Origin of the sequence: Agrobacterium tumefaciens, from assembly GCF_009649785.1 — a bacterium.
GTDB classification, from domain to species: domain Bacteria; phylum Pseudomonadota; class Alphaproteobacteria; order Rhizobiales; family Rhizobiaceae; genus Agrobacterium; species Agrobacterium tumefaciens.
Genome location: NZ_WJOK01000002.1, coordinates 24,496 through 49,616, shown reverse-complemented (window position 1 = coordinate 49,616; position 25,121 = coordinate 24,496). Strand labels below are relative to the sequence as shown.

Sequence of the window (25,121 nt, the reverse complement as noted above, 5' to 3'; positions counted from 1 at the left end):
AGCGCTTTGCTCTAATAAACATCGCGCAGATAACGTTTTTCACGCTTCAGCCGGTTTACATAGTCGCTTGCCGCTTCCGCAGAGATGCCCGCCTCGTCAATAACGATCTGGTGCAGGGCATCGTCAACATCCTTCGCCATGCGGGTCGCGTCGCCGCAAACATAGAAATGGCCGCCCTCTTCGAGCCATTGATAGAGTGCCTTGCCGTTTTGGCGCATACGGGTCTGAACATAGATCTTTTCGGCCTGATCCCTCGAGAAAGCGAGATCGAGACGGGTCAGCACGCCATCGCGACTCATCTTTCCAAGTTCGTCTTCGTAGACGAAATCCGACTGCCGGTGCTGATCGCCGAAAAACAGCCAGTTCCGGCCCTTTGCGCCCCGCGCCTGCCGTTCCTGCAAAAAAGCCCGGAATGGCGCAATACCCGTGCCGGGTCCCACCATGATAACAGGTGCGTCATTGTCCTGAGGCACGCGAAACGCCTTGTTCGGAGAGACGAAAATCCCGGCACTCTGCCCCGCTTCTACCCGGTCCGCGAGATAGGTGGAGCACACGCCGCCACGCTCGCGACCTTCGGCGCGATAACGCACGCTGGCGACTGTCAGATGCACGCTGTTGTGCGCGGCCAGAGGGCTGGAAGAGATCGAATAGGCGCGGTGCTGTAACGGCTTCAGGAACGTCACGAATTCAGCAAGGTCGAATACGGGTTTTTCACCGAGACTAAGCAGGTCGAGAATATCCTTGCTCCAGAGAAAGGCGGCAAGCTGTTCCCTGTCTCCATTCGCAAGGATGTGGCTGAGTTCATCGTGACCTGCGCGCTTGCCGATCTCCGCGACCAACTCACGCGACGGTGTCGATATCTCGAACATATTGAGAAGCGCATCGCCGACCGGACGGTCGAGTCCGGCGACTTCACCATCCGCGCTCACTCCGAAGCGTTCGAGCAGCGCGCCCACCAGTTTCGGGTCGTTTAGGGGAACGACGCCCAGAGCATCCCCCGCCTCATAGTCGAGACCACTTTCGCCGAGATCAAATTCGTAGTGGCGAATTTCCTTGGACGAAGCAGGCCCGGAAAGAAGGCGATTGACGCTCACCTGCGCAGCATAGGGGTTCTTGCGGCTCCAGCCCTGTTTTGCCCGCGCGGGCGCCTCGGCGATCGCCGGCACAACCGCCGCCTTATTGCCACCATCGATGGCGAGCGCGAGTGGCAGGGTCTCGCCAATCCAGTTGGCGGCGACATCTTCGAAATCGATATCGCAATCGATACGCGTCTTCATGCGTTTGCCGCCAAGCTGCTCGAAGCGGGTATCGATGAGCTTGCCCGCCTGGCAGAAGCCATCGTAACCGGTGTCGCCAAGCGCAAGCACGGCAAAGTTCATCTCATCCAGCCGGGGTGCGGCCTCCTTGGAAAGGGCCTCCCAGAAAAGCTGGGCATTGTCAGGCATTTCACCTTCGCCGTAGGTGGAGGTGACGACAATGACGCGCTTCATGGCGCCCAGACTATCCATGGAAACATCATCCAAGGCCGTCACCACAGGCTGCATGCCCTGGGCACGGGCGGCGTCGGCTATATCCATCGCCAGCGCCTCGGCATTGCCGGTCTGGGTGCCGAAGAGAATGTTCAGCACGCTGGCCGCCGCCTTGGGAGCGGCAGCGGCAACCGATGTGTCCATACCCATTGCTGCGCGGGAATGAAGCCCGGCCAGGAAGCCGGATAGCCAGGCGCGCTGGTCGCCATTGAAAGGGGCATCTTGAGGAATGTAAGGTATCTTCATCATGCTGCCCTGTTCTGGCTGGATGCGGTGGCAAGGTCGGGAATGGCACGCGCCGCGAAAAGCTCCTCAAAGCCCGGCAGACGACCGATCTTCTCGATGTTTTTGCGGTCCTGCTGAATGATCCAGCCATAGGTGCCGGGACTATCCACCGACCAGATGTTGCGGCGCGCGAGCGCCTGCTTGTAATCGTCGAGCCGCTTGGCGGCGATCATCACCGCAAGCTGCTCGTCATCATGATCGGAAAGCGCCTCGCGCGCATATTTCAGCAGCCGCTGCATCAGCGCATAGTCCTCCGTGAGGACGAGATTGCGCACGGCTTTTTCGATGGCGGGATCGGAAGGACCGGATGCCATCGGCAACCGTTGGAGAGCAATGGCCTGCGCCATGCTCAAAACCGTGTAGTTGTTGATGAGCGCATACATGTCTTCCGTATCCGTCTCACCATAACCAGGCACGGTTCCGTTCAACACGGCCTTGCGGTCGCGATAGGCCAGCTTGAACTTCCGCACCTGATGGGCGGCAAGCGCGGACGCCAGTTCCTCCAGCAGCTCCTTGCGGGGCTTGGCTTTCAGAATTTCGTCGCTGTCCTGATAAAGCAGCAGGGCGCGCGGCATGCCGTAGACGAAATTGTGCTGTTCGCTTTCCCAGTTTTCCAGAATCCATGCGGCCTTGGCCGACCCTGTTTCGTCGACATGCCAGGTCAAAAGCTGGTGAACGGCCTGATTGTGGATAGATGCCTGTTCGTCCTCGCCGGTGATGGAGCCGAGCAGGATGGAATCATGGCTCACCTTCTTCGGCAGATCGCCGTAAGGGTCATATTGATAGACGAAGCCGCCGCTCATGCCGTTGCCGAAACCCTTGCCGAAACTGCCGAGGTTAAGCACAGCGCCATTGGTCATATATTCGCAGGCGAAGTCGCCCACACCTTCGACAACGGCTGTCGCACCCGAATTGCGCACCGCGAAACGGTCGCCCGCCTGCCCTTCCACGAAAGTGCGACCGCCGGTGGCGCCGAACAATGCAAAATTGCCGACCAGCACATTGCCATCAGCATCTTGCGAACCGCCACCGGGGGAGCGCACTACAATGGTGCCGCCGCAGGCGCTTTTGCCGACGCCATCATTGCAGGTACCGGTATGGACCATGACCATGCCGTCATTGCAGAAAGCGCCGAAGGACTGCCCTGCTGAACCTGATGTGTCGATGCGCACCGAACCCGCCTCCAGAAAACGGCGACCACGGCTATCCCGCTTCACAGCCGGAAGCGCATCCGCCTCTTCGTCGGAAAGTTCGTGGTTCAGCATGCGCTCGATATCGACGGCGAGCTGGCCGCCAACACTCTTGTTGCAATTGTTGAGGAAGCGGTTGCCGCCAAGCTCGATATTTTCCCGTTTGCTGTCGATCAGAGCCGAGCGCACGAGTTCAATGAAGGCATCGTCCAGCGCGAAGTCCTTTTCCATATAGACCGGGCTGTCGATCTTCACTTCCTCCACCACCGAAAGCATCGCCCGCAGGTCAAGCTGGCCGACACTCGCCGGATGATCGAGGAGGTGAAGAAGATCGGAACGGCCCCGAGCTTCGTGCAGCGAGCGCAGCCCGAGTGCGGCCAAGATCTCGCGGGTTTCATGGGCGATGTTCATGAGATATTGCGCCAGCGCGCGTGGATCGCCGTTGAAGGCTTCCTGATTGGTGGTGAGGCCGGCGGGGCACTTGATGTTGCAGTTCTTCGCCATGACGCATTTCAGCATCATCAGCGCCGTGGTGCCGAACTCGAAACTGTCGCCGCCGAGAAGGGCCGATTTCACCACGTCGCTCGCCGTCTGGTGCGCGCCGGAGCAGCGTAGCAGCACCTTGGCACGAAGGCCTGTGGCACAAAGCGCGTGATGCACCTCGGCGATGCCGATTTCCGCCGCGCGGCCGGTATATTTGAGGCTGGTGACAGCGGCCGCACCCGTGCCACCGGTATTGCCGGCAACATTGATGACATCCGCACCCGCTTTCGCAACACCGACTGCAATCGTGCCGATGCCTTCCGACGAGACGAGCTTGACGATGACGCGCACGCGCGCCGCCTTGGCGTCGTGGATTAGCTGGGCCAGATCCTCGATCGAATAGGTATCATGGTGCGGCGGCGGCGAAACCAGCTCGACGCCTGGGGTGCCGCCACGGGCCGCGGCTATTTCCACCGTTACCTTGGGAGACGGCAATTGCCCGCCCTCGCCGGGCTTTGCACCTTGGCCGATCTTGATCTCTATTTCCTCCAGCATCGGGTCGGCAAGATAACCCGCCCATACACCAAAACGGCCAGAGGCGAACTGCTTGATGCGCGAGGCGCGGATGGTGCCGTAACGGGAAATATGCTCGCCGCCCTCCCCCGAATTCGACATGCCGCCAACCATATTGGTGCCATGCGCCACCGCCTCATGGGCGGCTGCGACCAGCGCGCCATGGCTCATCGCACCCGAAGCGAGGGTCTTGGTGATCTCACTCGCCTTTTGCACAGCGTCGAGCGCAATGCTGTCAGGTGCGGTGCGGATCAGCGACAGGTAGGTGAATGCTTCACCCTTCGCCTGAACCAGAAGCGCGCCGCCCTCTAGCCAATGGCCCGCAATATCCTCACCGAAACGATCAAGCAGCGACTGTCCGAGTGCGGCAAGCCTGGCAAGCTCATGACCGTGCGGCCCGGTCAATTCCAGCCGGAACGCGCCTTCGCCCGCACTTTCGCAGAGCAATCCGCGCACCATGAAGCTGTTGTTGCCACGTCTGGAAAAGCGCCCCATCTCGCGGCGGAATTCTTCGGCCGAACCGGCAAAGGTCACATCAGCCGGCAATTCCAGAACATCACGCAGGGCTGCCGGGCGGCGGGCCCTTTCTTCGGCCATCATGCGTGCAAAGGCGCGGTAACCCGGCGTTACCTCGAAAGCGTCGATTGCTTCGGGCGTCAGCCGGTCGAAGCTGTTGTGATAATAGGCCGCATCGTTGAGGCCGAAAGCATCCTCCAGCCGGTTGAGCGGCAGGAGACGTAGCGCCTCTTCGTTGTCGGTTCCCTTGTCGAAACCGATCTTTTCTTCCGTCATATCGACGAAACCGCGAACCGCCGTCGTGCCATAGGAATGGCCCGCACCTTCGGCGCGCTCCTTGAAGAGACCGAGCAGCGGAATGTCGTTTTCACCCTTTACCGACAGCGCCTTTCGATGCCAGTCCGACACCGCCTGCGCGATGACAGCGAAGGTAACGCCACCGACCGGCGTCTTAACATTGGGGAAATAACGCTTCAGCACAGGATCGTTGGTGTCGAGGAAGTTCGGTTCGAAGAACTCGCCTCCAATATAGCTTTCCGCCGTGCACAGCCCGACCTTGCCCATGGTCTTCATCAGCGACTTTTCAGCCGCCTTGGCAAAACGCTTGAAGGCCTTGTCAGCATCGGCACCGAATTTCTCCTCGGCACGGAACTGCACGCCGAGTGGGTAGACAGCCGAAGCCCCGAAACCAAGGCCCGCTGCGATGTGATGCGAGGAGGAAAATTGCCCACTTTCAACGATCAGAGACACGCGTAGCCGAAGCCCCTCCTCGATCAGCCGCTGGTTGATGGCGGAGACGACCATGATCATAGGCAACGCCGCACGACCTGCCGAAACGTGCCGGTCAGTGACGACGGCAATACCGCCCTCCCCGGCCGCGAAAGCCACAACCTCACCGCAGAGGCCATCTATCGCCTGACGCAAGGCCGCTTCGTTGGCACTCGCAGCATCAAAGATCGGCGTATAAAGCATCTCGAAACGACGAACTGGCGTCTCCGACTGCTCGCGAATGCGCAGCATGTCGAGATGGGTCAGGATCGGGGAGCGCACGACAATCTGCCGGGCCGCTTTCGCACCGCTATTCGGCTTTGCGCCGAGCGCCACGCGCAGCGTCATGCCATCGGCCTCACGAATGCTGTCGAGCGGGGGGTTGGTGACCTGCGCAAAGCGTTGCGAGAAATATTTGGCGACCCCGCCTTCCTGATCGGAGAGCGCGTTGATGGCATTGCCATAACCCATGGCCGAGATTTTTTCAGCACCCGACGCCAGCATCGGATCCATCAGGAACTTGAAGCTTTCCTGATTGTGCGAATAGGCGACATAACGCTGATGCCGTTCCAGATCGCCATTGTATCGAAGCGGCGATCCCTGCTTTTCGGCTGGCACCTCCGGCAAATCCGCAAGCATGACGCGCGCTTCAGACAATAGCGACGGGTAGTCCCGCCGCGCCGCCAGAAGCTCCAGCGCCTCGACGGTGGAAAAGGCGCGCCGTTCGGCGTGGTCGTAGTAAAGCATGCCGCCGGCCTCGATGCGACCGCGACGAATGACGCTTTCGGCCGGAAAGGCGATCTGCCCCGCCTCCGACATGACGCAGAGATAATCGTCTGTCTCGACGGTCCGCAGCGGGCGCAGGCCGAGGCGATCAAGCCGTGCGCCGATGACGGTGCCGTCGCCGAAAATCAGCGCAGCCGGGCCGTCATTCTTCTCCTCGTAGAGCGAGAAATATTCCAGCATCGCCTTGACGCCGGGCGAGAGCGTGTCGTCGTTTTCCCAGGCGGGCGGCATCATCGAGACGACGGCGGTGACGAGGTCGAGACCGTCTTCCATCACCCGCGCCTGCAATGTCTGGTCCAGACGGCAGCTGTCAGACTGGCCCTTCGGCCGGATGATGCTGGCATTTTTCGCCAGCGCCACGGCCGCTTCCGACAGCCGGTTCTTCTTGTCTGTGTTGAGTTCGCCATTATGCGCCATCAGCCGAAAGGGCTGCGCCATGGAGGGGTGCGGATCCGTATTGGTGGAAAACCGCGTGTGGAAATACATCGTATGCACTTCATGGCGCGGATCGGTCAGGTCGCAGAAATAGGGCATGACCTCATGCGAGTTCAAACGCCCTTTCAGAACCTGCGTGCGCGCGCTGAGCGACAGCGGATAAAAACCGGCAAGTTCCGGCGCAGTATAGGCAAGCGCCTCGATAGCGAGCAATGCCTTGTGAATACGCCAGTCGAACTCGGCAAGGGTTGCGCATTCTGCTGGGGCAGAAAAGACCCATTGCCGGATCGGCAATTGATAGGAAATGGCGGCCGCGCGGATGGCTGCGTCATTCACCGGTACATTGCGGACGAGCAGGATCGAGAAGCCCTGTTCCTCCAGAGCACTGCCGATGATGCCGATCGCCTGGTCATGAAAAGCAGGGTTCTGCGGCAGGAAAAAATTGCCGACGCCGAACCGGCCGGCTTGCAAGGAATCGTTGCCCGTCAGCTTCCGGAAAAATGAGAGTGAAAGATCGAGCGACACGCCAGCACCATCACCCACGCCCTCCGCCGACATGCCGCCGCGATGCGGCACGGCACAGAGCGCCTCGTGACCGCGCTTCAGCACATCATGCGTCTGCACACCGTCCTTGCGGGTGATGAAACCGACGCCACAGCTGCTTTTCTCAAAAGCCGCATCGTAAAGGCCGAATTTTTGCTCCGTCACGCTCAAGGTTCTCTCCTCTCGTTGCGCATTCCGCGCGGCATCGCCCTTTTCCCCAAACCCGGCGCGTCAGCCGGCACTCTGCGGGCGGAGCCGCAGGCGACCTGGCTGCTCCTCTTCTTTTCTGCTTATCGGCGTTTAATGGCGCGAACGGTCGTTTTGCGGCCGCCAAACGGCGTGGCGGCATTGGCCGCTTTCTCGCAAATAATGATCGTCATCGTTCGCATTGCGTTCCCTGATGGCCGGCATTTCCGGCAGTGAGACACATTGAATTATGTCAGTATTGCTTACATAATATTTCATGATGGGCCGAGTCAAGATTAAAATCGGTCCCACGCAATAAAAAAACAAAAACGCCGCGAAATCCGACAGGATTCCGCGGCGCGATGGCTGCAGAGATGTTTATATTGCCCTGTTCACTCCGAGGGCATGTCCAGCGTTCGGCTGAACCACAGTGCGACCAGTGTACAGACTGCACCTGACATCAGGTAAATGCCGACCGCAAACAGTCCGAATTTGGACGAAAATCCGAGCGCCACGAGCGGTGCAAAACCAGCGCCGATCAGCCAGGAAATATCCGAGGTGAGCGAAGCGCCGGTATAACGGTATTCGCGGCTGAAGCGGGAGGCGAGCGCACCGCCCGCCTGGCCGAAGGACAGGCCAAGCAATGCAAAGCCGACCAAGACGAAAAGATAACGCCCTATATCGCCCGAACTCAGCAGGAGCGGCGCCACGAGGCTGAAAAGACCGATCAGCACTGCGGCGAAAGCCAGCAGCTTCCGCCGGCCGATTTTGTCGGCGAGAATACCAGAAACGACGATCATGCCGCCGGCGATGATGGCGCTGACGAATTGCACGAACAGAAAGTCCGAAACCCGCTGGGTGGTATTGAGGGAAACCCAGCTCAGCGGGAAGACCGTGACGAGATGGAACAGCGCGAAGCTTGCCAGCGGCACGAAAGCGCCCGTCAGCACGACCGGAAACTGCGAGCGCAGCATCTTGAACACGGGGCGCGGCTCCAGCTCATGCTGTGCAAGCATGGACTGGAATTCCGGCGTGACAATCATGCGCAGGCGGGCAAAGAGCGCGACAACATTGAGCGCCAGTGCAACGAAGAACGGGAAACGCCAGCCCCAGGCCAGGAATTCCGCGCTGGAGAGCTGCGTCACGAACACGATGAAGAATGCGCTGGCAAGACCAAAGCCCATCGCCGCACCAATTTGCGGCATCATGGCGTACCAGCCGCGCTGCTTAGGCGGTGCGTTCATGGCGAGGAGCGAGACAAGACCATCCCAGGCACCGCCAAGACCAAGTCCCTGACCGATACGGAATACCGCCAGAAGACAGGGGGCAAGCATGCCGGCCTCCGCATAAGACGGAAGAAAGCTGATCGCCATGGTGGAACCGCAAAGCGTGAACAGGGCCGCCATCAGCTTGACGGCACGGCCGAACTTTCGGTCGATCTGGAGGAAGATCAATGAACCGATCGGCCTTGCGATGAAGGCCAGCGAGAAGACCGCAAAGGAATAAAGCGTCGCCGTCAGCGGATCGACGAAGGAAAAGAAGACATGCGGAAAAACGAGCGCGGAGGCGATGGCGTAGATGAAAAAGTCGAAAAACTCCGTCATTCTCGCAAGAATGACAGCAATTGTAATGCGATCCGGATCGACCTTGACCGGATCGGTCCCATGTCCCTTCGCTTCCGGCGCCTGCCCAAAAGATGGAGCAGCATCAGTATAACTCATAATATCCCTCCTGCGTCATGGACGAACCATTTCCTGTAACGCGCCGGCTCCTCTTCCTTAGCGTTACGATGCGACGGATTGTCACACGCACCCTACGTAACGTCAATTGAAGTTTGATAAGAAAGGCTTGCCCCGCAAGCTCCCTATGCGATAATGCAGCCGCTCCGCCTTCAAACGCGGCTCCGCTAAGCCTATGGTGCATCGCGAAGGTTTCGCTGCACCGCGACAATATACCTCATTTCAAAAATGATGTTCGGCAATTAATCGCGGCATAATCCAAACTGTACGAGTTCAAAGAACGTGCGCATGATCAAGAAAATCACATCTGCCCTTCTGGCAATCCCGGCACTGCTGCTGCTTAGCGGCTGTAACCTCGTGGTGATGAACCCTTCGGGCGACGTCGCCATCCAGCAGCGCGACCTCATCATCACGTCCACGGTTCTGATGCTGCTCATCATCGTCCCGGTTATCGCCCTGACGCTGTTCTTCGCATGGAAGTATCGCGAATCGGCGAAGGCCGAGGATTACGATCCCGAATGGCATCACTCGACGCGCCTTGAAATGGTGATCTGGTCCGCCCCGGTCGCCATCATCCTGATGCTAGGCACGGTGACCTGGATTTCCACCCACCGTCTCGACCCCTACCGCCCGCTGGAGCGTATCGACGAAAACCGTCAGGTTACCGCCGAAACCAAGCCGCTTACGGTGGAAGTGGTGGCCATGGACTGGAAGTGGCTGTTCTTCTACCCCGAGCTCGGCATTGGCAGCGTCAATGAATTTGCAGCTCCGGTCGATGTTCCGATCAACTTCAAGATCACCGGCACGACCGCGATGAATTCGTTCTTCGTTCCGGCACTCGCCGGCCAGATCTATGCCATGGGTGGCATGCAGACCAAGCTGCACGCGGTCATCAACAAGGAAGGCGTTTATGACGGCTTCTCGGCCAACTTCTCCGGCCCTGGCTTCTCGCATATGCGCTTCAAGTTCCATGGTCTCAGCCAACAGGGCTTCGATCAGTGGGTTGCGAAGATCAAGGATGGCGGCAAAGGCTTCGGTCGCCAGGAATATCTCGACTTTGCCAAGCCCTCGGAACGTGAGCCGGTGCAATATTTCGCCTCCGTCGATCCGCAGCTTTACGATGCCATCCTCAACCGCTGCGTCGAGCCCAACAAGCTCTGCATGCGTGACATGATGCATATCGACGCCAAGGGCGGCGGCGGCAAGGAAGGCATCGATATCGCCAAGGCGCTGAACTCCGTCGTCTGTACACCGCTTTCACCTTACGGTGTCGCCAGCGGACCCCAATCCACTCCGGCTGCGATCGAAGGACTGACTTTCGAACCCGCGGCGCTGCCGGAAACGAAACAAGTCGCTGGCTGACGGATAAGTCCCGGCATTATGCGGCGCGGCCAATGGCTGCGCCGATCTTATGTCTTAGAATCGCAAGAGGCTAAAAATGATCGTCAATTCCGATCAAACGTCATTCCTGTTCGGGAAGCTGACATGGGAGTCCATCCCGCTTCACGAGCCCATTCTCGTCGCGACCTTCGCGGCAGTGGCTCTGGGCGGCATCGCCGTCGTCGGCGCCCTCACCTATTTCCGGCTGTGGGGTTATCTCTGGAATGAATGGTTCACGAGCATCGATCACAAGAAGATCGGTATCATGTACATCATTCTGGCACTCGTCATGCTGCTGCGCGGTTTCGCAGATGCCATCATGATGCGCGTCCAGCAGGCGATCGCCTCTGGTGGATCGGAAGGCTATCTTCCGCCGCACCATTACGACCAGATTTTCACGGCCCATGGCGTCATCATGATCTTCTTCATGGCCATGCCGATGATCACCGGTCTCATGAACTTCGTCGTGCCGCTGCAAATCGGCGCCCGCGACGTTTCGTTCCCCTTCCTCAACAACTTCTCGTTCTGGATGACCACGGCCGGCGCCGTCATCACCATGATCTCGCTATTCATCGGTGAATATGCGCAGACTGGCTGGCTTGCCTATCCGCCGCTTTCCGGCATCGACGGAAGTCCGGGCGTGGGTGTGGATTATTACATCTGGGGTCTGCAGATCGCCGGTGTGGGCACGACGCTCTCTGGTATCAACCTGATCGTCACGATCATCAAGATGCGCGCACCTGGCATGACCATGATGCGCCTGCCGATCTTCGTCTGGACGTCGCTGTGTTCGAACATCCTGATCGTGGCATCCTTCCCGATCCTCACCGGCACGCTCGCCCTTCTGACCCTTGACCGTTACGTTGGCACGAATTTCTTCACCAACGATCTCGGCGGCAACCCGATGATGTATGTCAACCTCATCTGGATCTGGGGCCATCCCGAAGTTTACATCCTGGTGCTGCCGGCCTTCGGCGTCTTCTCGGAAATCGTCTCGACCTTCTCCAACAAGCGTCTTTTCGGTTATGCCTCGATGGTCTATGCGACGGGTGTCATCACCATCCTCGCCTACATCGTTTGGCTGCACCACTTCTTCACCATGGGTTCCGGCGCAAGCGTCAACGCTTTCTTCGGCATCACCACGATGATCATATCGATCCCGACCGGTGCGAAGATCTTCAACTGGCTCTTCACCATGTACAAGGGCCGCATCAAGTTCGACGTTCCGATGCTGTGGACGATCGGTTTCATGATCACCTTCGTCATCGGCGGCATGACCGGCGTTCTTCTCGCTGTTCCGCCGGCGGACTTCGTGCTCCACAACTCGCTGTTCCTCATCGCCCACTTCCACAACACCATCATCGGTGGCGTGGTGTTCGGTGTGCTTGCGGGTATCGTTTACTGGTTCCCGAAGGCCTTCGGCTACCGCCTGGATCCGTTCTGGGGCAAGCTGTCCTTCTGGTTCTGGTTCATCGGCTTCTACTTCGCCTTCATGCCGCTCTACATTCTCGGCCTGATGGGTGTGACCCGCCGTATCAGCCAGTTCGAAGACAATTCGCTCCAGATCTGGTTCCTGATCGCAGCCTTCGGCGCCTTCCTGATCGCGCTCGGCATCGCTTCCTTCGTCATCCAGCTCATCGTCAGCTTCTTGAAGCGCGATCAGCTCCGTGACGTGACCGGCGATCCCTATCATGGGCGTACGCTGGAGTGGTCGACCTCGTCGCCTCCGCCTGCCTACAACTTCGCTTTCACGCCGGTTGTGCATGACGTCGACGCCTGGGCGGATATGAAGAAGCGCGGTTACGACCGTCCCAAGGAAGGCTTCATACCGATCCATATGCCGAAGAACACCGGTGCGGGCGTAATCATCAGCGCCATCAGCGTCGTGCTTGGCTTTGCCTTGGTGTGGCACATCTGGTGGCTGGCGGCTCTGTCCATGCTCGCAATCATCGCGGTCTCGATCGCCCATACCTTCAACTACAACCGCGAATACTACATTCCTGCCTCCGATGTTTCGACAGTCGAGGCGGAACGTACGAAGCTGCTTGCGGAACAGGCGTAACGAATATGGCTCATACACCTGCACAAAGCGCCGCGGGCGCGGAAACACCGGTCTTCTACCTCAAGGAAGACCACCATCCGGAGAACGGCACCTCGCTGGGCTTCTGGCTCTATCTGATGAGCGACTGCCTCATCTTCGCAACGCTGTTTGCCACCTATGCCGTTGTCGGCCGCAACTACGCGGCCGGCCCTTCGGGCGCAGATCTGTTCGATCTGAAGCTTGTGGCGATCAACACGGCCTTCCTGCTTTTCTCTTCCATCACCTATGGCTTCGCCATGCTGGAAATGGAAAAGCAGAAGGTGAAGACGACGCTGATCTGGCTCGGCATCACCGGTCTCTTCGGTCTCGCCTTCCTCGCGGTGGAACTTTACGAGTTCCATCATCTGATCGAAGAAGGTGCAGGTCCACAGCGTTCAGCGTTCCTTTCCGCCTTCTTCGCGCTGGTTGGAACGCACGGTCTGCACGTCACCTTCGGCGTGATCTGGCTCGTCACACTGATGTTCCAGGTCGCAAAACATGGTCTGATCGCCGCAAACAAGCGTCGCCTGATGTGCCTGTCGATGTTCTGGCACTTCCTTGACGTCATCTGGATCGGCGTCTTCTCCTTCGTTTATCTCATGGGAGTTCTTTGATGAGTTCCGAAGCACACGCACACCACGACGCGCATGGCGACGACCATCATCACCATGATGGCGCCAGCCACGGCACGTTCAAAAGCTATATGATCGGCTTCGTCCTGTCGGTCATCCTGACGGCGATCCCGTTCTGGCTGGTCATGGGCGACGTTCTTGAAAACAAGACGCTGCTGGTCATCGCGATCATGGGTCTCGGCGTCATCCAGATCTTCGTGCACATGATCTACTTCCTGCACATGGACACCAAGTCCGAAGGCGGCTGGACCTTCATGGCGCTGATCTTCACCGTCGTGGTGCTGCTGATCACGCTCTCCGGCTCACTCTGGGTCATGTACAACATGAACAAGAACATGATGCCGCTGCACATCGAGGATGTGAAAAACCTGCCCTGAGCAGCCATAGATCAACGGCCTGCCGGATTTCCGGCGGGCCGCTTTCTGCGCCAGCACACGACCCCCGCAGCGCATAACCCCATGAATCGTCGGCGCGATTTATGGGGTTATTTGCTGGAAGACCCGGATGCCGACAGCCGACAGCCGACAGCCGACAGCCGACAGTGTTGCCGCAGCAAACCGCATGGCCTTGCAAGGACTGTGAAACCATGACCGATCCGTCGACAACCGCCCCGCACACGCGACGCATCCGCCCCGCAGCAATCGTCGTCCTGCTTCTGACTATTGTACTGACAGGCTTCCTGCTGGCGCTTGGAACATGGCAGGTTCAACGCCTCTTCTGGAAGCTCGATCTCATCGAACGCGTCGAAGCTCGCGCCCATGCCGCACCTGTGGATGCACCGGCAGCCAGCGAATGGCCGGCCCTTGCCGATCCCGCAGAGTATGAATATCGCCGCGTAAAACTGTCAGGCACCTTCCTCAACGACAAGGAGGTCCAGGTCTATACGGTCAGTGATCTCGGGCCCGGCTACTGGGTGATGACGCCGCTGAGACGCGATGACGGATCGAATATCATCGTCAATCGTGGCTTCGTGCCTTCCGACAAACGCGATCCATCCTCGCGCCGCGAAGGGGAACCAACCGGGCAGGTCGAGATCGTCGGGCTGATGCGCGCGCCAGAAACCGGCGGGCTTTTCCTTCGAACCAACGATCCGGCAAATCGGCGCTGGTACTCCCGCAATATCCCGCAGATATCGCAGGCATCCGGCCTTTCCGGCGTGGCGCCCTTTTATGTCGATGCCGATGCGACGCCCAATCCGGGTGGCCTACCGGTCGGCGGCAAGACCATGCTCACCTTCCCCAACAACCACCTGTCCTACGCCATCACATGGTACATTCTGGCGGCCATGGTAATTGCCGCTGGATGGTACGTGCTGCGCAATCTCAACGCGCCGAAATCGAAACGGGAAGAGGATTGAACAGCCGGTTTTACCGGATGGTTCATAAAATCACTTCCTTCTTCACGTTTTGCTGATCTATAACGACAGTTCGGCCTGACATTGCCCGTCGGCGCATTTTCGTTTCGGTGAGTTATGGCAAGAGCATTTCTTCTCGTTCTGGATTCCTTCGGTGTCGGCGGTGCGCCTGACGCGGAGCATTATGGCGACCTCGGCGCCAATACGCTCGGTCATATCGCCGAATTCTGCGCGGCAGGTGCTGCCGACAGGCCGGGCCTTCGGGCGGGTCCGCTGAAGCTGCCCAACATGTCTTCGCTTGGTCTTCTGGAGATTGCACGACAAGCAAGCGGCGACATTCCCGCCGGCATGGAGCCGCCGGAGCGTATTTTCGGCCTGCATGGCTCCGCTAGCGAAATATCGAAGGGCAAGGATACGCCCTCAGGCCATTGGGAGATCGCGGGCACGCCCGTCACCTTCGACTGGGGCTACTTCCCGACAGAAGGCGACGCCTTTTCTCCCGAACTGGTGGAAGCCATCTGCACGCAAGCGGATATTCCAGGCATTCTCGGCAATTGCCACGCTTCCGGCACCGAGATCATCGCGGAGTTTGGCGAAGAGCATATCAGGAGCGGCAAGCCGATCTGCTACACCTCATCCGATTCCGTGTTCCAGATCGCCGCGCACGAGGCCCATTTCGGATTGCAGCGGCTCGTCACGCTCTGCGAGACGGTGCGCAAGCTGCTCGATCCGCTGAATATCGGCCGTGTCATTGCCCGTCCCTTCATCGGCGAGACGGTCGCAACCTTCGAACGCACCGGCAACCGCCGCGACTTCTCAGTTCCGCCGCCCGAACAGACATTGCTCGACCGCCTTGTGGAGGCTGGCAGGAAAGTGCACGCGATCGGCAAGATCGGCGATATCTATGCCCACAAGGGTGTCTCGCGCGTCATCAAGGCAAATGGCAACAGCGCCCTGATGGATGCAACGCTGCACGCTATTGACGAAGCCGAAAACGGCGATCTTGTCTTCACCAATTTCGTCGATTTCGACATGCTCTACGGCCATCGACGCGATGTTGCCGGTTATGCGGCGGCGCTTGAAGCCTTCGATGCGCGCATTCCGGAAATCCATCGCAAAATGGCGCCGGGCGACATCGCCATTCTTACCGCTGACCATGGTTGCGATCCCACATGGCGGGGCACGGACCATACACGGGAAAGAGTCCCGATCATGGCATTCGGGCCGGGCATCCGCTCCCGCGATGTCGGCATTCGTTCAAGCTACGCCGACATCGGCGAAAGCATCGCCCACCATCTAGGTATCGAGGCCGGTTCGCACGGCAGGAGCTTCATTTGACATCGCATTTGCTTAAAGCGGAAATTCACTGCCACCTGGAAGGTGCGGCACCCCCTGCCCTCGTCGCAAAACAGGCCGAGAAATACGGCATAGACACCAGTAGCTTTCTGCGCGACGGCCAGTACGTCTGGTCGGATTTTGCGCAATTCATCCAGTGCTACGATGCGGTGGCGCAGGTGTTCAAGACCGATGAGGACTATGCGGTTCTGACGCAAACCTATCTGACCGAACTTGCCGAGGCCAATACGATCTATAGCGAGCTCATCATCTCGCCCGATCATGGCGACCGCATCGGGCTCGGCGCTGACGCCTATCTCTCCGGTATCGCCGAGGGCATCCGGATCGCGAAAGAAAAGACCGGTATCGAAACCCGCATCATCGTGACCGGCGAGCGGCATTTCGGTCCTGAACGGGTCATCGCGGCGGCTGAATATGCAGCACGGACGAAACACCCGCTGGTGACCGGTTTCAACATGGCGGGCGAGGAGCGCATGGGCCGCGTCGCCGATTACGCACGCGCCTTCGACATTGCCCGCGATGCCGGCCTTGGGCTGACCATCCATGCGGGTGAGGTCTGCGGACCGGAAAGCGTCGTCGATGCGCTCGACCTCGTAAAGCCGTCGCGCATCGGGCATGGCGTGCGCGCCATCGAAGACGCCGCTCTCGTCGCCCGGCTGGTTGAGGCGGGAACAGTGCTTGAGGTCTGCCCCGGATCAAATATCGCGCTCAACGTTTATCCCGATTTCGGCAGCCATCCGCTGAGGGCGTTGCGCGATGCCGGGGTGCGCGTCTGCATCAGTTCCGACGATCCGCCATTCTTCTTTACCTCGCTTGCCCGGGAATATGCGCTGGCTGCGGATGCTTTCGGTTTCAGCGATGCCGAGATTAACCGCATGACCCGAACCGCACTGGAAAGCGCCTTTGTGGATGAAGTCACACGCGCCCGGCTGCTTGCGAAACTCGATAGCCACTAGGCATCGGTTGGCGGGGTAAAACCGCGAAGAAGGCTTGCGAAAAGCCTGCTTTCGGTGAATTACAGGGGCACAGGATAAAAAAGGAAGGCCAGTTTCATGGACGGCGTCACAGTCATCGAACATCCGCTGGTGCGGCACAAACTTACCATCATGCGCAAGAAGGAAACCTCGACAGCCGGCTTCCGCCGCCTGCTCAGGGAAATCTCGACGCTGCTCTGCTATGAAGTGACGCGCGACCTTGAAATGACGATGGAAACCATCGATACGCCGCTCGAAACCATCGAGGCTCCGGTGCTGGAGGGCAAGAAGCTGGTTTTCGCCTCCATCCTGCGTGCCGGCAACGGCCTTCTGGAAGGCATGCTCGAGCTCGTGCCTTCGGCGCGTGTTGCGCATATCGGCGTGTATCGCGATCACGATACGCTGGAGGCGGTCGAATATTACTTCAAGGCTCCTGAAAGCCTCGATGCCCGCCTTATCATCGTCGTCGATCCAATGCTGGCGACCGGCAATTCCTCCATCGCTGCGGTTGAAAAGCTGAAAGAGCGGGGCGCGAAGAACATCCGCTTCCTGTGTCTGCTGGCTGCACCCGAAGGCATCAAGAATTTCCGTGAAGCGCATCCCGATGTGCCGATCTATACTGCCGCAATCGACAAGCAGCTGAATGAAAAGGGTTATATCGTTCCCGGCCTCGGCGATGCCGGCGACCGCATGTACGGCACGAAATAACACCGTTCATCATCGCTTAACCGTTTGAGCCATTCGCCGACCAACAAGCGGCGAATGGCTTTTTCTTTTAAGATTTCAGCACGTTTTGCGTCTATTCTGCATAGGGATAACCCTGCCTTCTCAGGAGCGACGACTTGCTGGCGCGTACGATTTTTCTGCTTATCGGTCTTTCGGTCAGCGCCACGCAGATTCCGGCGCTGGTGGAAAAATTTCAGCCGCGCCCGGAAGCCAAGGTGGAAAAAGCCGAAGTCAAATCGGAAGCCGTCAAACCGGAGCCCGTTTCGCTTGGTGGCGTCAATCTGAAAGCGGACGCACGCGGCCACTTCAACGCCGCTTTCCGTATCAACGGCAAATCTTTCGACGGGCTTGTCGATACCGGCGCCTCCATGGTTGCCATCAATGAGACGATCGCCCGGCGGCTCGGTTTCGGCGTCAACAGCCTCGATTTCAAATATCCGATCTCAACCGCCAACGGCCAGACCATGGCGGCCTATCTGAAGCTCGACCGGGTGGAAATCGGCACGATCCGCGTTCAGAATGTCGACGCCATGGTGCTGAAAGATAATGCGTTGAGCAACATGCTTGTTGGCATGAGCTTCCTGAAACAACTATCGTCATTCAAGGTATCGGGTGGCGAAATGAGGCTGGTCAGGTAATTCGCTCGAGGACCACAGTGCTGGTTTCCATCGCAGTGTCAGCAACCCCATAGCAGGCCGTAATCCTTTTGACGGCAAGTTCCGCTTCTTGCTTAGAGGCCGCATGGACGCAGGCGATTGGTTCGCCTTTTTCCACTTTTGTGCCGAGCGGCAGGATATCGGAGATCCCGACCGAAGGGTCAATCTTGTCTGACGGCATTCTTCTGCCGCCGCCAAGCTCGACAACGACCATGCCGAGATCGCGCGTCGCACAGGATGCCAGCCAGCCGCTGCGCTCAGCCGAAACCGGGAGAACGACCGGCGCCGATGGCAGGTAACGCGATGGATGATCGACAAAGTCCGCAGGCCCGCCAAGTGCTGCGACCATTTTCGCAAAGACTCCCATGGCACGCCCGGAGGAAAGGGCGGCCTCAGCCAGCGCCTCGCCTTCATCCAGAGTGGCCGCGCTGCCCGCTTGCACCAGCATTTCCGCAGCAAAGGCAAGAACCACCTTTTCGAGACGTGTTCCCGCCTTACGGCCAGCCAGAAAGTCCAGGCAATTGACGATTTCTACCGCATTGCCTGCGGCATCGCCAAGCGGCTGGTTCATGTCGGTTATAAGAGCCGTCGTCGGCAAGCCCGCGCCATTTGCCACATCGACCAGCGCGAGGGCGAGATTACGGGCATCCTCCACACTCTGCATGAAAGCGCCGTTGCCGACCTTCACATCCAGAACCAGCGTCTGAAGCCCGGCCGCAAGCTTCTTAGACAGAATGGAGGCGGTGATCAACGGGATGGAATCCACCGTCGCGGTCACGTCCCTGATAGCATAGAGGCGCTTGTCTGCGGGGGCGAGATCGCCCGTCTGGCCGATGATGGCACAGCCGACCGTCTTGACCGTCCGGCGGAACAGGGCTTCGTCCGGCATCACATCGTAACCGGGGATCGCTTCCAGCTTGTCGAGCGTGCCGCCGGTATGGCCAAGACCCCTGCCGGAAATCATCGGCACCGCAAGACCGCAGGCGGCAACGATCGGGGCGAGCATCAGGGAGACGTTGTCGCCGACGCCGCCGGTCGAGTGCTTGTCCGCCACCGGCCTGCCAATATCGTTCCAGGACAGGACATCACCGCTGTCGCGCATGGCGAGTGTCAGCGCCACCATCTCGTCGCGGTTCATACCCCGGAAAAACACCGCCATGGCAAAGGCAGCGGCCTGGCCTTCCGATATGCCGTCCTTGGACAGCGCCTCGATGAAAGCGGCAATCTCCTGCGGCGCAAGAGACAGGCCATCACGTTTGCGGCGGATGATTTCCTGCGGGATCAAGCTCAATACCCGCTGGCGGCCTTGGCCGGTTCGCCGCCGGCCAGCACGTTCAGGACATCATCGAGAACGCCGGAAGCGCCGAAGCGGAACGTGGACGGCATGGCCCAGTCCGGCGCCATGATTGTTTCCGCCAGCCGCAGATAAAGCGTGGCGTCTTCCACCGTGCCGACACCGCCGGCAGGCTTGAAGCCCACCTTCTGCCTGCTGTCGCGGATCGCCTGCAACATGATATCGGCGGCTTCCAGCGTGGCGTTGATGGCGACCTTACCTGTTGAGGTCTTGATGAAATCGGCACCTTCGGCAATGGCGAGTTCGGAAGCACGACGAATGAGAGCCTTGTCCTTCAGCTCGCCGGTTTCAAGAATGACCTTGAGAAGAACGGGTGCGACACAGACCTTGCGTACGGCAGCCACCATCTCGGAAACAGCCGTTTCATCGCCTGCTATGAACTTACGATAGGGGATGACCAGATCGATTTCGTCGGCACCGTCGCGGATAGCCGCCTCGGTCTCCGCCACCACGGTCGCAACATCCAGATCGCCCGAAGGAAAATTGACGACCGTGGCGATACGGATCGCATGGTCTTTTCCGAAAGCGGCACGTGCCTGGGCGACGAAACGCGGCCAGATGCAGATCGCGGCGGTATTGCCGTATTCGGTATGAGCCCTCTGGCACAAAGCAGCAATCTGCTCGGGCGTGCAGTCTTCCTTGAGGTTGGTCAGGTCCAGCAAGGATAGTGTCAGGGCAGCCGCTTCGCGCGGACGCTGGAGTTCCATGGTCACGCTCCTCCTGCGATCATTTCTTTCAAGATGGCGGCAAGCCTCTTGCCGCCCACCGGGGCCATGTCCTTGGTTTCCTCATGGCTCAGTTCAGCGCCAGTCATGCCGGCACCGTAATTGGTAATAACCGATGCGGCGGCAACGCGCATCCCGAAAAAGCGGGCGAGGATGACTTCCGGCACGGTGGACATGCCGACGGCATCCGCACCCAGCAGCCGCGCCATGCGGATTTCCGCCGGCGTTTCGAAGCTCGGGCCGGAAAACCACATGTAGACGCCGCCGAACAAGGGCACCGTCGCGCGGATCGCGGCATTACGCATGGCGAGCATCAGGTCCGGATCATAAGCCGTTGTCATGCCGACGAAGCGGTTGTCGCTCTCTTCGCCAATCAGCGGGTTCATGCCGGAATAATTAATATGATCGGTGATCTGCATGACCGAGCCGGGCGGTATGTCCTGCCTGACCGAGCCTGCGGAATTGGTGAGGATGAGCGACTGCACGCCAAGACCGGCGAGCGCCTCAATGACCGCGCGCATGGCGGCCGGATCGCCTTTTTCGTAATAGTGCACCCGGCCGGACAGCATCATTACCGGCTCGCCACCGAGATATCCGGCCACCAACTCGCCCGCATGGCCAGAAACGCCGCTTGCAGGGAAACCGGGAAGTTCGGCATAAGGCACGCGGATCGCATCGCTGACCTCGTCCACCAGCGACCCCAGGCCTGAGCCCAGCACGATGGCGATGCGCGGCATCAGGCCATTCAGACGCTCCACCAGAATATCGATCAGCGTATCCGGCATCAGGGCAGCTCGGTCTTGAAGCTGAAGGGCAAAAGTTCATCCATGGTCATGACCTTCTGAACACCGGTTTCGTCACAGAGATAGACCTTGGTGTCTGGCGAGGCGAATTCGGCGATCTTCTGCCGGCAGCCGCCGCAGGGCGGGCAAAGAGCAAGCTTTTCCGCGATGACGGCGATCTCGCTTATCTTCTTTGCTCCACCCATGATCATGGCGCTGATGGCCGAAGGCTCGGCGCACCAGCCTTGAGGGAAGGAGAGGTTCTCGATATTGGCGCCCTTGTAGATCTTACCGTCTTCAGCGCGGATTGCCGCACCGACAGGGAATTTCGAATAGGGCGCATGGGCAAAGGCCATGGCCTCCACCGCTGCCTCGAACAACTGATGGGACATTGGTTCACGGGACATGGATTTAACGCTCCTTCGCATAGGCAACGCCACCGGCCTTGGGGGGCTTGGCGACGCCGATGAAACCGGCAAGCAGGATGCAGGTCAGAATATAGGGCATGGCCTGGAAAATCTGCACCGGCACTTCACCGATACCCGGCACGGATTTGCCCTGCATGAAGTTGGCGAAAGCGTCCAGGAAACCGAAGAGCAGGCATGCGAACATGACCGGCACCGGCTTCCATTTCGCGAAGATCAGCGCGGCGAGTGCGATATAGCCCTTACCGGCCGACATGTTGGCGATGAAGGCCGCCGATTGCGCAACGGCGAGATAGGCGCCCGAGAAACCGCAGAGGAAGCCGGCAACGATGACGGCGCGGTAACGCATCCATGTCACCGAAATGCCCGCCGTATCGACCGCGCCCGGATTTTCACCCACCGCGCGCAGGCGAAGGCCGAAACGGGTACGGTAAAGCACCCACCAGGACAGCGGCACCGCCAGAAAGGCGAGATAGGTCAGGATATTGTTGCCGGAAATGACATTGGCGTAGAGCGGGCCGATGAAAGGCACTTCGCGCATCGCATCCGCACCGGGCAGGATGATCGGTGCGAAACGGCCTTCGCCCGGCAATTGCGGCGTGCGCCCGCCCTGCCCGAACCACGCCTGCCCCAGAACCACCGTCAGACCGGCGGCAATGAAGTTGAGCGCCACGCCCGACACGATCTGGTTGCCGCGATTTGTGATGACGGCAAAGCCGTGGATCAGCGAAAACAGGATGGAGACGGCAATGCCCGCAAGCAGGCCGGCCCAGGGATTTGCGGTGAGATAGGCGACACAAGCCGAAGCAAAGGCTGCCGCCAGCATCTTGCCTTCAAGGCCGATATCGAACACGCCCGCGCGTTCGGAAAACAGCCCGGCAAGCGCCGTGAACAGAAGCGGGATGGTGAGACGGACGGTCGAGCCGAGAATGCTGACCAGCATATCGAAGAAATCCATATCAGCTCACCCCTTTGCCAAGCGCTGGTAGATGCGGACGATAGCCGGCCGGTACATGTATTCGAGCGCGCCGGCAAACAGGATAACCAGACCCTGGATGACGACGATCATCTCACGAGTAATATTCGGCATCTCGAAAGAGAGGTCTGCACCACCCTGATAGAGAATGCCGAACAGCAGCGCCGAAAACAGGATGCCGAGCGGGTGGCTTCGCCCCATCAGCGACACGGCGATGCCGACGAAACCCGCACCGCCGACAAATTCCACCTGCAAGCGGGCGGAAGCTCCCATGACCGGGTTCAGCGCCATCATACCTGCCAGACCGCCGGAAATGAGCATGGCGATGATAACGGTGCGCGCATAGGGAATGCCGGCATAGACGGCGGCCGAGGGGCTGACGCCGAGCGTGCGCATCTCATAACCGAGCTTGGTGCGCCAGATCAGCACCCAGACGAGAAAACACATGACCAGTGCGATGATGAAGGAGACGTTGAACGGCGCCGGCCCGAGCTTCAGGCCGAACAGCGCCATCAGCCAGTCGAGCTTCGGCAATTGCCCACCTGGCAGAAAGGTGCGCGTTTCCGGCGCCATCTTGCCCGGCACGATCAGCACGTTCACCAGCAGATAGACCATCAACGCCGCAGCGATGAAGTTGAACATGATGGTGGTTATGACGACGTGGCTACCGCGTTTTGCCTGCAGCCATGCCGGAATAAACGCCCAGGCCGCGCCGAAAACCGCAGCGCCGATGATGGCGAAGGGCATCGTCACATACCACGGCACATAACGGTCGAGCGCCAGCGCCACCAACGCCGCGCCCAATCCACCAATATAGGCCTGGCCTTCAGAACCGATGTTGAACAGACCGGCATGGAAGGCGACCGCCACAGATAGGCCGGTGAAGATGAAACTCGTCGTATAAAACAGCGTGAAGCCGATGGCATCGCCACGGCCTAGCGCCCCTTCGATGAGCAGGCGAAGCGCCGCGAGCGGATTTTCACCGATCGACCAGACGACGAGGCCGGAAATCAGAAATGCGGTAACTACATTTAAAAACGGCAGGAGGCCGTAGGTGATCCAGTTTGGCAGGGGTACGGAAGCGGTGCTCATTCATGCCTCATGCGGCGATGCCGGCCATCATCAGGCCCAGCGTCTGTTCTTCGGCTTCCGCCGTTTTTTCTCCAACGACACGCCCGGCGAACATGACCATGATCCGGTCCGAAAGGGAACGGATTTCATCGAGTTCGACCGAAACCAGCAAGATCGCCTTGCCGGCATCGCGCATTTCGATGATGCGGCGATGGATGAATTCGATGGCGCCGATATCCACACCGCGGGTCGGCTGGCCGATGATCAGCATCTTGGGGTCACGCTCGATTTCGCGGGCAACGACGATCTTCTGCTGGTTGCCGCCGGAAAAATTGGCGGTCTTCAGCTGCGGGTTCGGCGGGCGGATATCGTATTTCTCGATCTTTTCGACCGCATCCTTGCGGATGGCCTCGGGGTTGAGGAAAGGGCCTTTGCCGTAACGCTCGTCATGGTGATAGCCGAGGATGGAATTTTCATATTCCTCGAATTTCAGCACCAGCCCCATATGGTGCCGGTCTTCCGGAATATGTGCGAGACCGAGTTCGCGCAGAATGGACGGATCGGGCCGATCAACCTTCTGCCCGGCCACCCATATCTCGCCCGAGTAAGGCTTGCGGATGCCTGCGATCGCTTCGAGGAGCTCAGACTGGCCATTGCCGGCCACACCGGCGATGCCGACGATTTCACCGGCGCGGACATCCAGCGAGACATCGTCGACCATGGTGACGCCGCGGCTGTCCTTGACGGTCAGATTACGGATGGAAAGGAGAACCTCGCCCGGCGTCGTCTCGCCTTTTTCCACCCGTAGCAGCACGCGACGGCCGACCATCAGTTCGGCCAGTTCCTCAACGCTGGTTTCGGAGGTTTTGCGGGTCGCCACCATTTCGCCGCGGCGCATGACGGAGACGGAATCCGTGATCGCCATGATCTCGCGCAGCTTGTGGGTGATGAGGATGACGGTTTTGCCCTGCTCACGCAGGACACCGAGGATCTTGAAAAGATGATCGGCTTCCGCAGGCGTGAGAACGCCGGTCGGCTCGTCGAGGATCAGGATTTCGGCGCCACGATACATGGCTTTCAGGATTTCGACGCGCTGTTGCAGGCCGACCGGCAGTTCTTCGATCACAGCATCCGGATCGACTTCCAGCCCGTAGTCGTCTTCAAGGCGCTTCAACTCCTTGCGCGCAGCCGCCCTGCCCTTGGCAAGCGATGCGCCGCCTTCCGCGCCCAGCATGACGTTTTCCAGCACGGTGAAATTTTCCACCAGCATGAAATGCTGATGCACCATGCCGATGCCCGCACTGATCGCAGCCTGGCTATCGCGGATCGATACCGGCGCGCCGTTTACCCGGATTTCACCGGCATCTGCCTGGTAAAAACCGTAGAGGATCGACATCAGGGTCGATTTTCCGGCACCGTTTTCCCCGATGATGCCGTGGATCGTACCCTTGGCAACGGTCAGGTTGATATTCTTATTGGCGTGAACGGCACCGAATTTTTTATCGATGCCCACGAGTTCGATTGCTGGGTCCATACTCAAACCGAAACCTCTCCGAAGGCTGGATATGAAAAGGGCGCAAGGTGAAAAATCACCATG

19 protein-coding genes are annotated in these 25,121 nt (G+C 59.3%); 9 read left to right on the top strand and 10 right to left on the bottom strand.

All coding sequences use genetic code 11. The features are described 5' to 3' along the window. Nucleotides 1-11: 11 nt before the first annotated feature. The 3 genes from GH784_RS02085 to GH784_RS02075 form a co-directional block, all read right to left on the bottom strand. The gene (locus tag GH784_RS02085) at nucleotides 12-1,778 is read right to left on the bottom strand and encodes a sulfite reductase subunit alpha (RefSeq protein WP_013635257.1); all 1,767 of its coding nucleotides are present in this window, start codon (nucleotides 1,776-1,778) and stop codon (nucleotides 12-14) included. Further along, on the bottom strand, nucleotides 1,775-7,279 hold the full coding sequence (locus tag GH784_RS02080; protein ID WP_065703603.1) for a glutamate synthase-related protein: 5,505 nt from the start codon (nucleotides 7,277-7,279) through the stop codon (nucleotides 1,775-1,777). Before GH784_RS02080 ends, GH784_RS02085 begins: the two co-directional genes overlap by 4 nt. Before the next feature lie 407 nt (nucleotides 7,280-7,686). After that, nucleotides 7,687-9,015, bottom strand: coding sequence for an MFS transporter (locus GH784_RS02075; RefSeq protein ID WP_065703601.1), 1,329 nt, complete (start codon nucleotides 9,013-9,015; stop codon nucleotides 7,687-7,689). A 306-nt stretch (nucleotides 9,016-9,321) separates the two neighbouring features. Here GH784_RS02075 and cyoA point away from each other — a divergent pair, with 306 nt between their 5' ends. From cyoA to GH784_RS02025, 9 genes are all read left to right on the top strand, one after another. After that, complete coding sequence (gene cyoA, locus GH784_RS02070) at nucleotides 9,322-10,395, top strand: ubiquinol oxidase subunit II (protein WP_065703599.1); 1,074 nt, start codon at nucleotides 9,322-9,324, stop codon at nucleotides 10,393-10,395. 76 nt (nucleotides 10,396-10,471) lie between these two features. Next, nucleotides 10,472-12,475 (top strand): cytochrome o ubiquinol oxidase subunit I, encoded by a 2,004-nt coding sequence (gene cyoB / locus GH784_RS02065; protein WP_003514419.1) that lies wholly within the window; start codon nucleotides 10,472-10,474, stop codon nucleotides 12,473-12,475. A gap of 5 nt (nucleotides 12,476-12,480) precedes the next feature. After that, nucleotides 12,481-13,107: a cytochrome o ubiquinol oxidase subunit III gene (gene cyoC / locus GH784_RS02060; protein WP_003514417.1), complete on the top strand. Its 627-nt coding sequence runs from the start codon at nucleotides 12,481-12,483 to the stop codon at nucleotides 13,105-13,107. Next, nucleotides 13,107-13,502: a cytochrome o ubiquinol oxidase subunit IV gene (cyoD, locus tag GH784_RS02055; protein ID WP_003514416.1), complete on the top strand. Its 396-nt coding sequence runs from the start codon at nucleotides 13,107-13,109 to the stop codon at nucleotides 13,500-13,502. The genes cyoC and cyoD overlap by 1 nt, the downstream gene beginning before the upstream one ends. 209 nt (nucleotides 13,503-13,711) lie before the next feature. Further along, a complete protein-coding gene (locus GH784_RS02045) occupies nucleotides 13,712-14,482 on the top strand; it encodes an SURF1 family protein (protein ID WP_035251978.1) in 771 nt (256 codons plus the stop codon). A gap of 114 nt (nucleotides 14,483-14,596) precedes the next feature. Continuing rightward, nucleotides 14,597-15,817, top strand: coding sequence for a phosphopentomutase (locus GH784_RS02040; RefSeq protein WP_065703597.1), 1,221 nt, complete (start codon nucleotides 14,597-14,599; stop codon nucleotides 15,815-15,817). After that, nucleotides 15,814-16,791 carry an adenosine deaminase gene (locus GH784_RS02035; RefSeq protein ID WP_013635251.1) on the top strand — a complete coding sequence of 326 codons (978 nt, stop codon included), beginning with the start codon at nucleotides 15,814-15,816 and terminating at the stop codon, nucleotides 16,789-16,791. Before GH784_RS02040 ends, GH784_RS02035 begins: the two co-directional genes overlap by 4 nt. Before the next feature lie 96 nt (nucleotides 16,792-16,887). Beyond that, a complete protein-coding gene (gene upp, locus GH784_RS02030) occupies nucleotides 16,888-17,517 on the top strand; it encodes a uracil phosphoribosyltransferase (RefSeq protein WP_003493096.1) in 630 nt (209 codons plus the stop codon). Between the two features lie 134 nt (nucleotides 17,518-17,651). After that, on the top strand, nucleotides 17,652-18,173 hold the full coding sequence (locus GH784_RS02025) for a TIGR02281 family clan AA aspartic protease (protein ID WP_013635250.1): 522 nt from the start codon (nucleotides 17,652-17,654) through the stop codon (nucleotides 18,171-18,173). On the opposite strand, the gene deoA is transcribed toward GH784_RS02025, so the two are convergent. From deoA to GH784_RS01990, 7 genes are read right to left on the bottom strand one after another with little or no spacing between them, the layout of a single operon-like run. Beyond that, on the bottom strand, nucleotides 18,166-19,482 hold the full coding sequence (deoA, locus tag GH784_RS02020; RefSeq protein WP_083211588.1) for a thymidine phosphorylase: 1,317 nt from the start codon (nucleotides 19,480-19,482) through the stop codon (nucleotides 18,166-18,168). The genes GH784_RS02025 and deoA overlap by 8 nt on opposite strands. Next, nucleotides 19,479-20,252, bottom strand: coding sequence for a deoxyribose-phosphate aldolase (gene deoC / locus GH784_RS02015; protein WP_003514408.1), 774 nt, complete (start codon nucleotides 20,250-20,252; stop codon nucleotides 19,479-19,481). Before deoC ends, deoA begins: the two co-directional genes overlap by 4 nt. A 2-nt stretch (nucleotides 20,253-20,254) precedes the next feature. Continuing rightward, nucleotides 20,255-21,055, bottom strand: coding sequence for a purine-nucleoside phosphorylase (locus GH784_RS02010; protein ID WP_003514406.1), 801 nt, complete (start codon nucleotides 21,053-21,055; stop codon nucleotides 20,255-20,257). Further along, nucleotides 21,055-21,444: a cytidine deaminase gene (locus tag GH784_RS02005; protein WP_019564546.1), complete on the bottom strand. Its 390-nt coding sequence runs from the start codon at nucleotides 21,442-21,444 to the stop codon at nucleotides 21,055-21,057. Before GH784_RS02005 ends, GH784_RS02010 begins: the two co-directional genes overlap by 1 nt. Before the next feature lie 19 nt (nucleotides 21,445-21,463). Continuing rightward, nucleotides 21,464-22,435: an ABC transporter permease gene (locus GH784_RS02000; protein ID WP_003514401.1), complete on the bottom strand. Its 972-nt coding sequence runs from the start codon at nucleotides 22,433-22,435 to the stop codon at nucleotides 21,464-21,466. Between the two features lie 6 nt (nucleotides 22,436-22,441). Continuing rightward, the gene (locus GH784_RS01995; RefSeq protein ID WP_003514397.1) at nucleotides 22,442-23,545 is read right to left on the bottom strand and encodes an ABC transporter permease; all 1,104 of its coding nucleotides are present in this window, start codon (nucleotides 23,543-23,545) and stop codon (nucleotides 22,442-22,444) included. A gap of 7 nt (nucleotides 23,546-23,552) precedes the next feature. Then, a complete protein-coding gene (locus GH784_RS01990) occupies nucleotides 23,553-25,058 on the bottom strand; it encodes an ABC transporter ATP-binding protein (protein ID WP_003514394.1) in 1,506 nt (501 codons plus the stop codon). Between the last annotated feature and the right edge of the window lie 63 nt (nucleotides 25,059-25,121).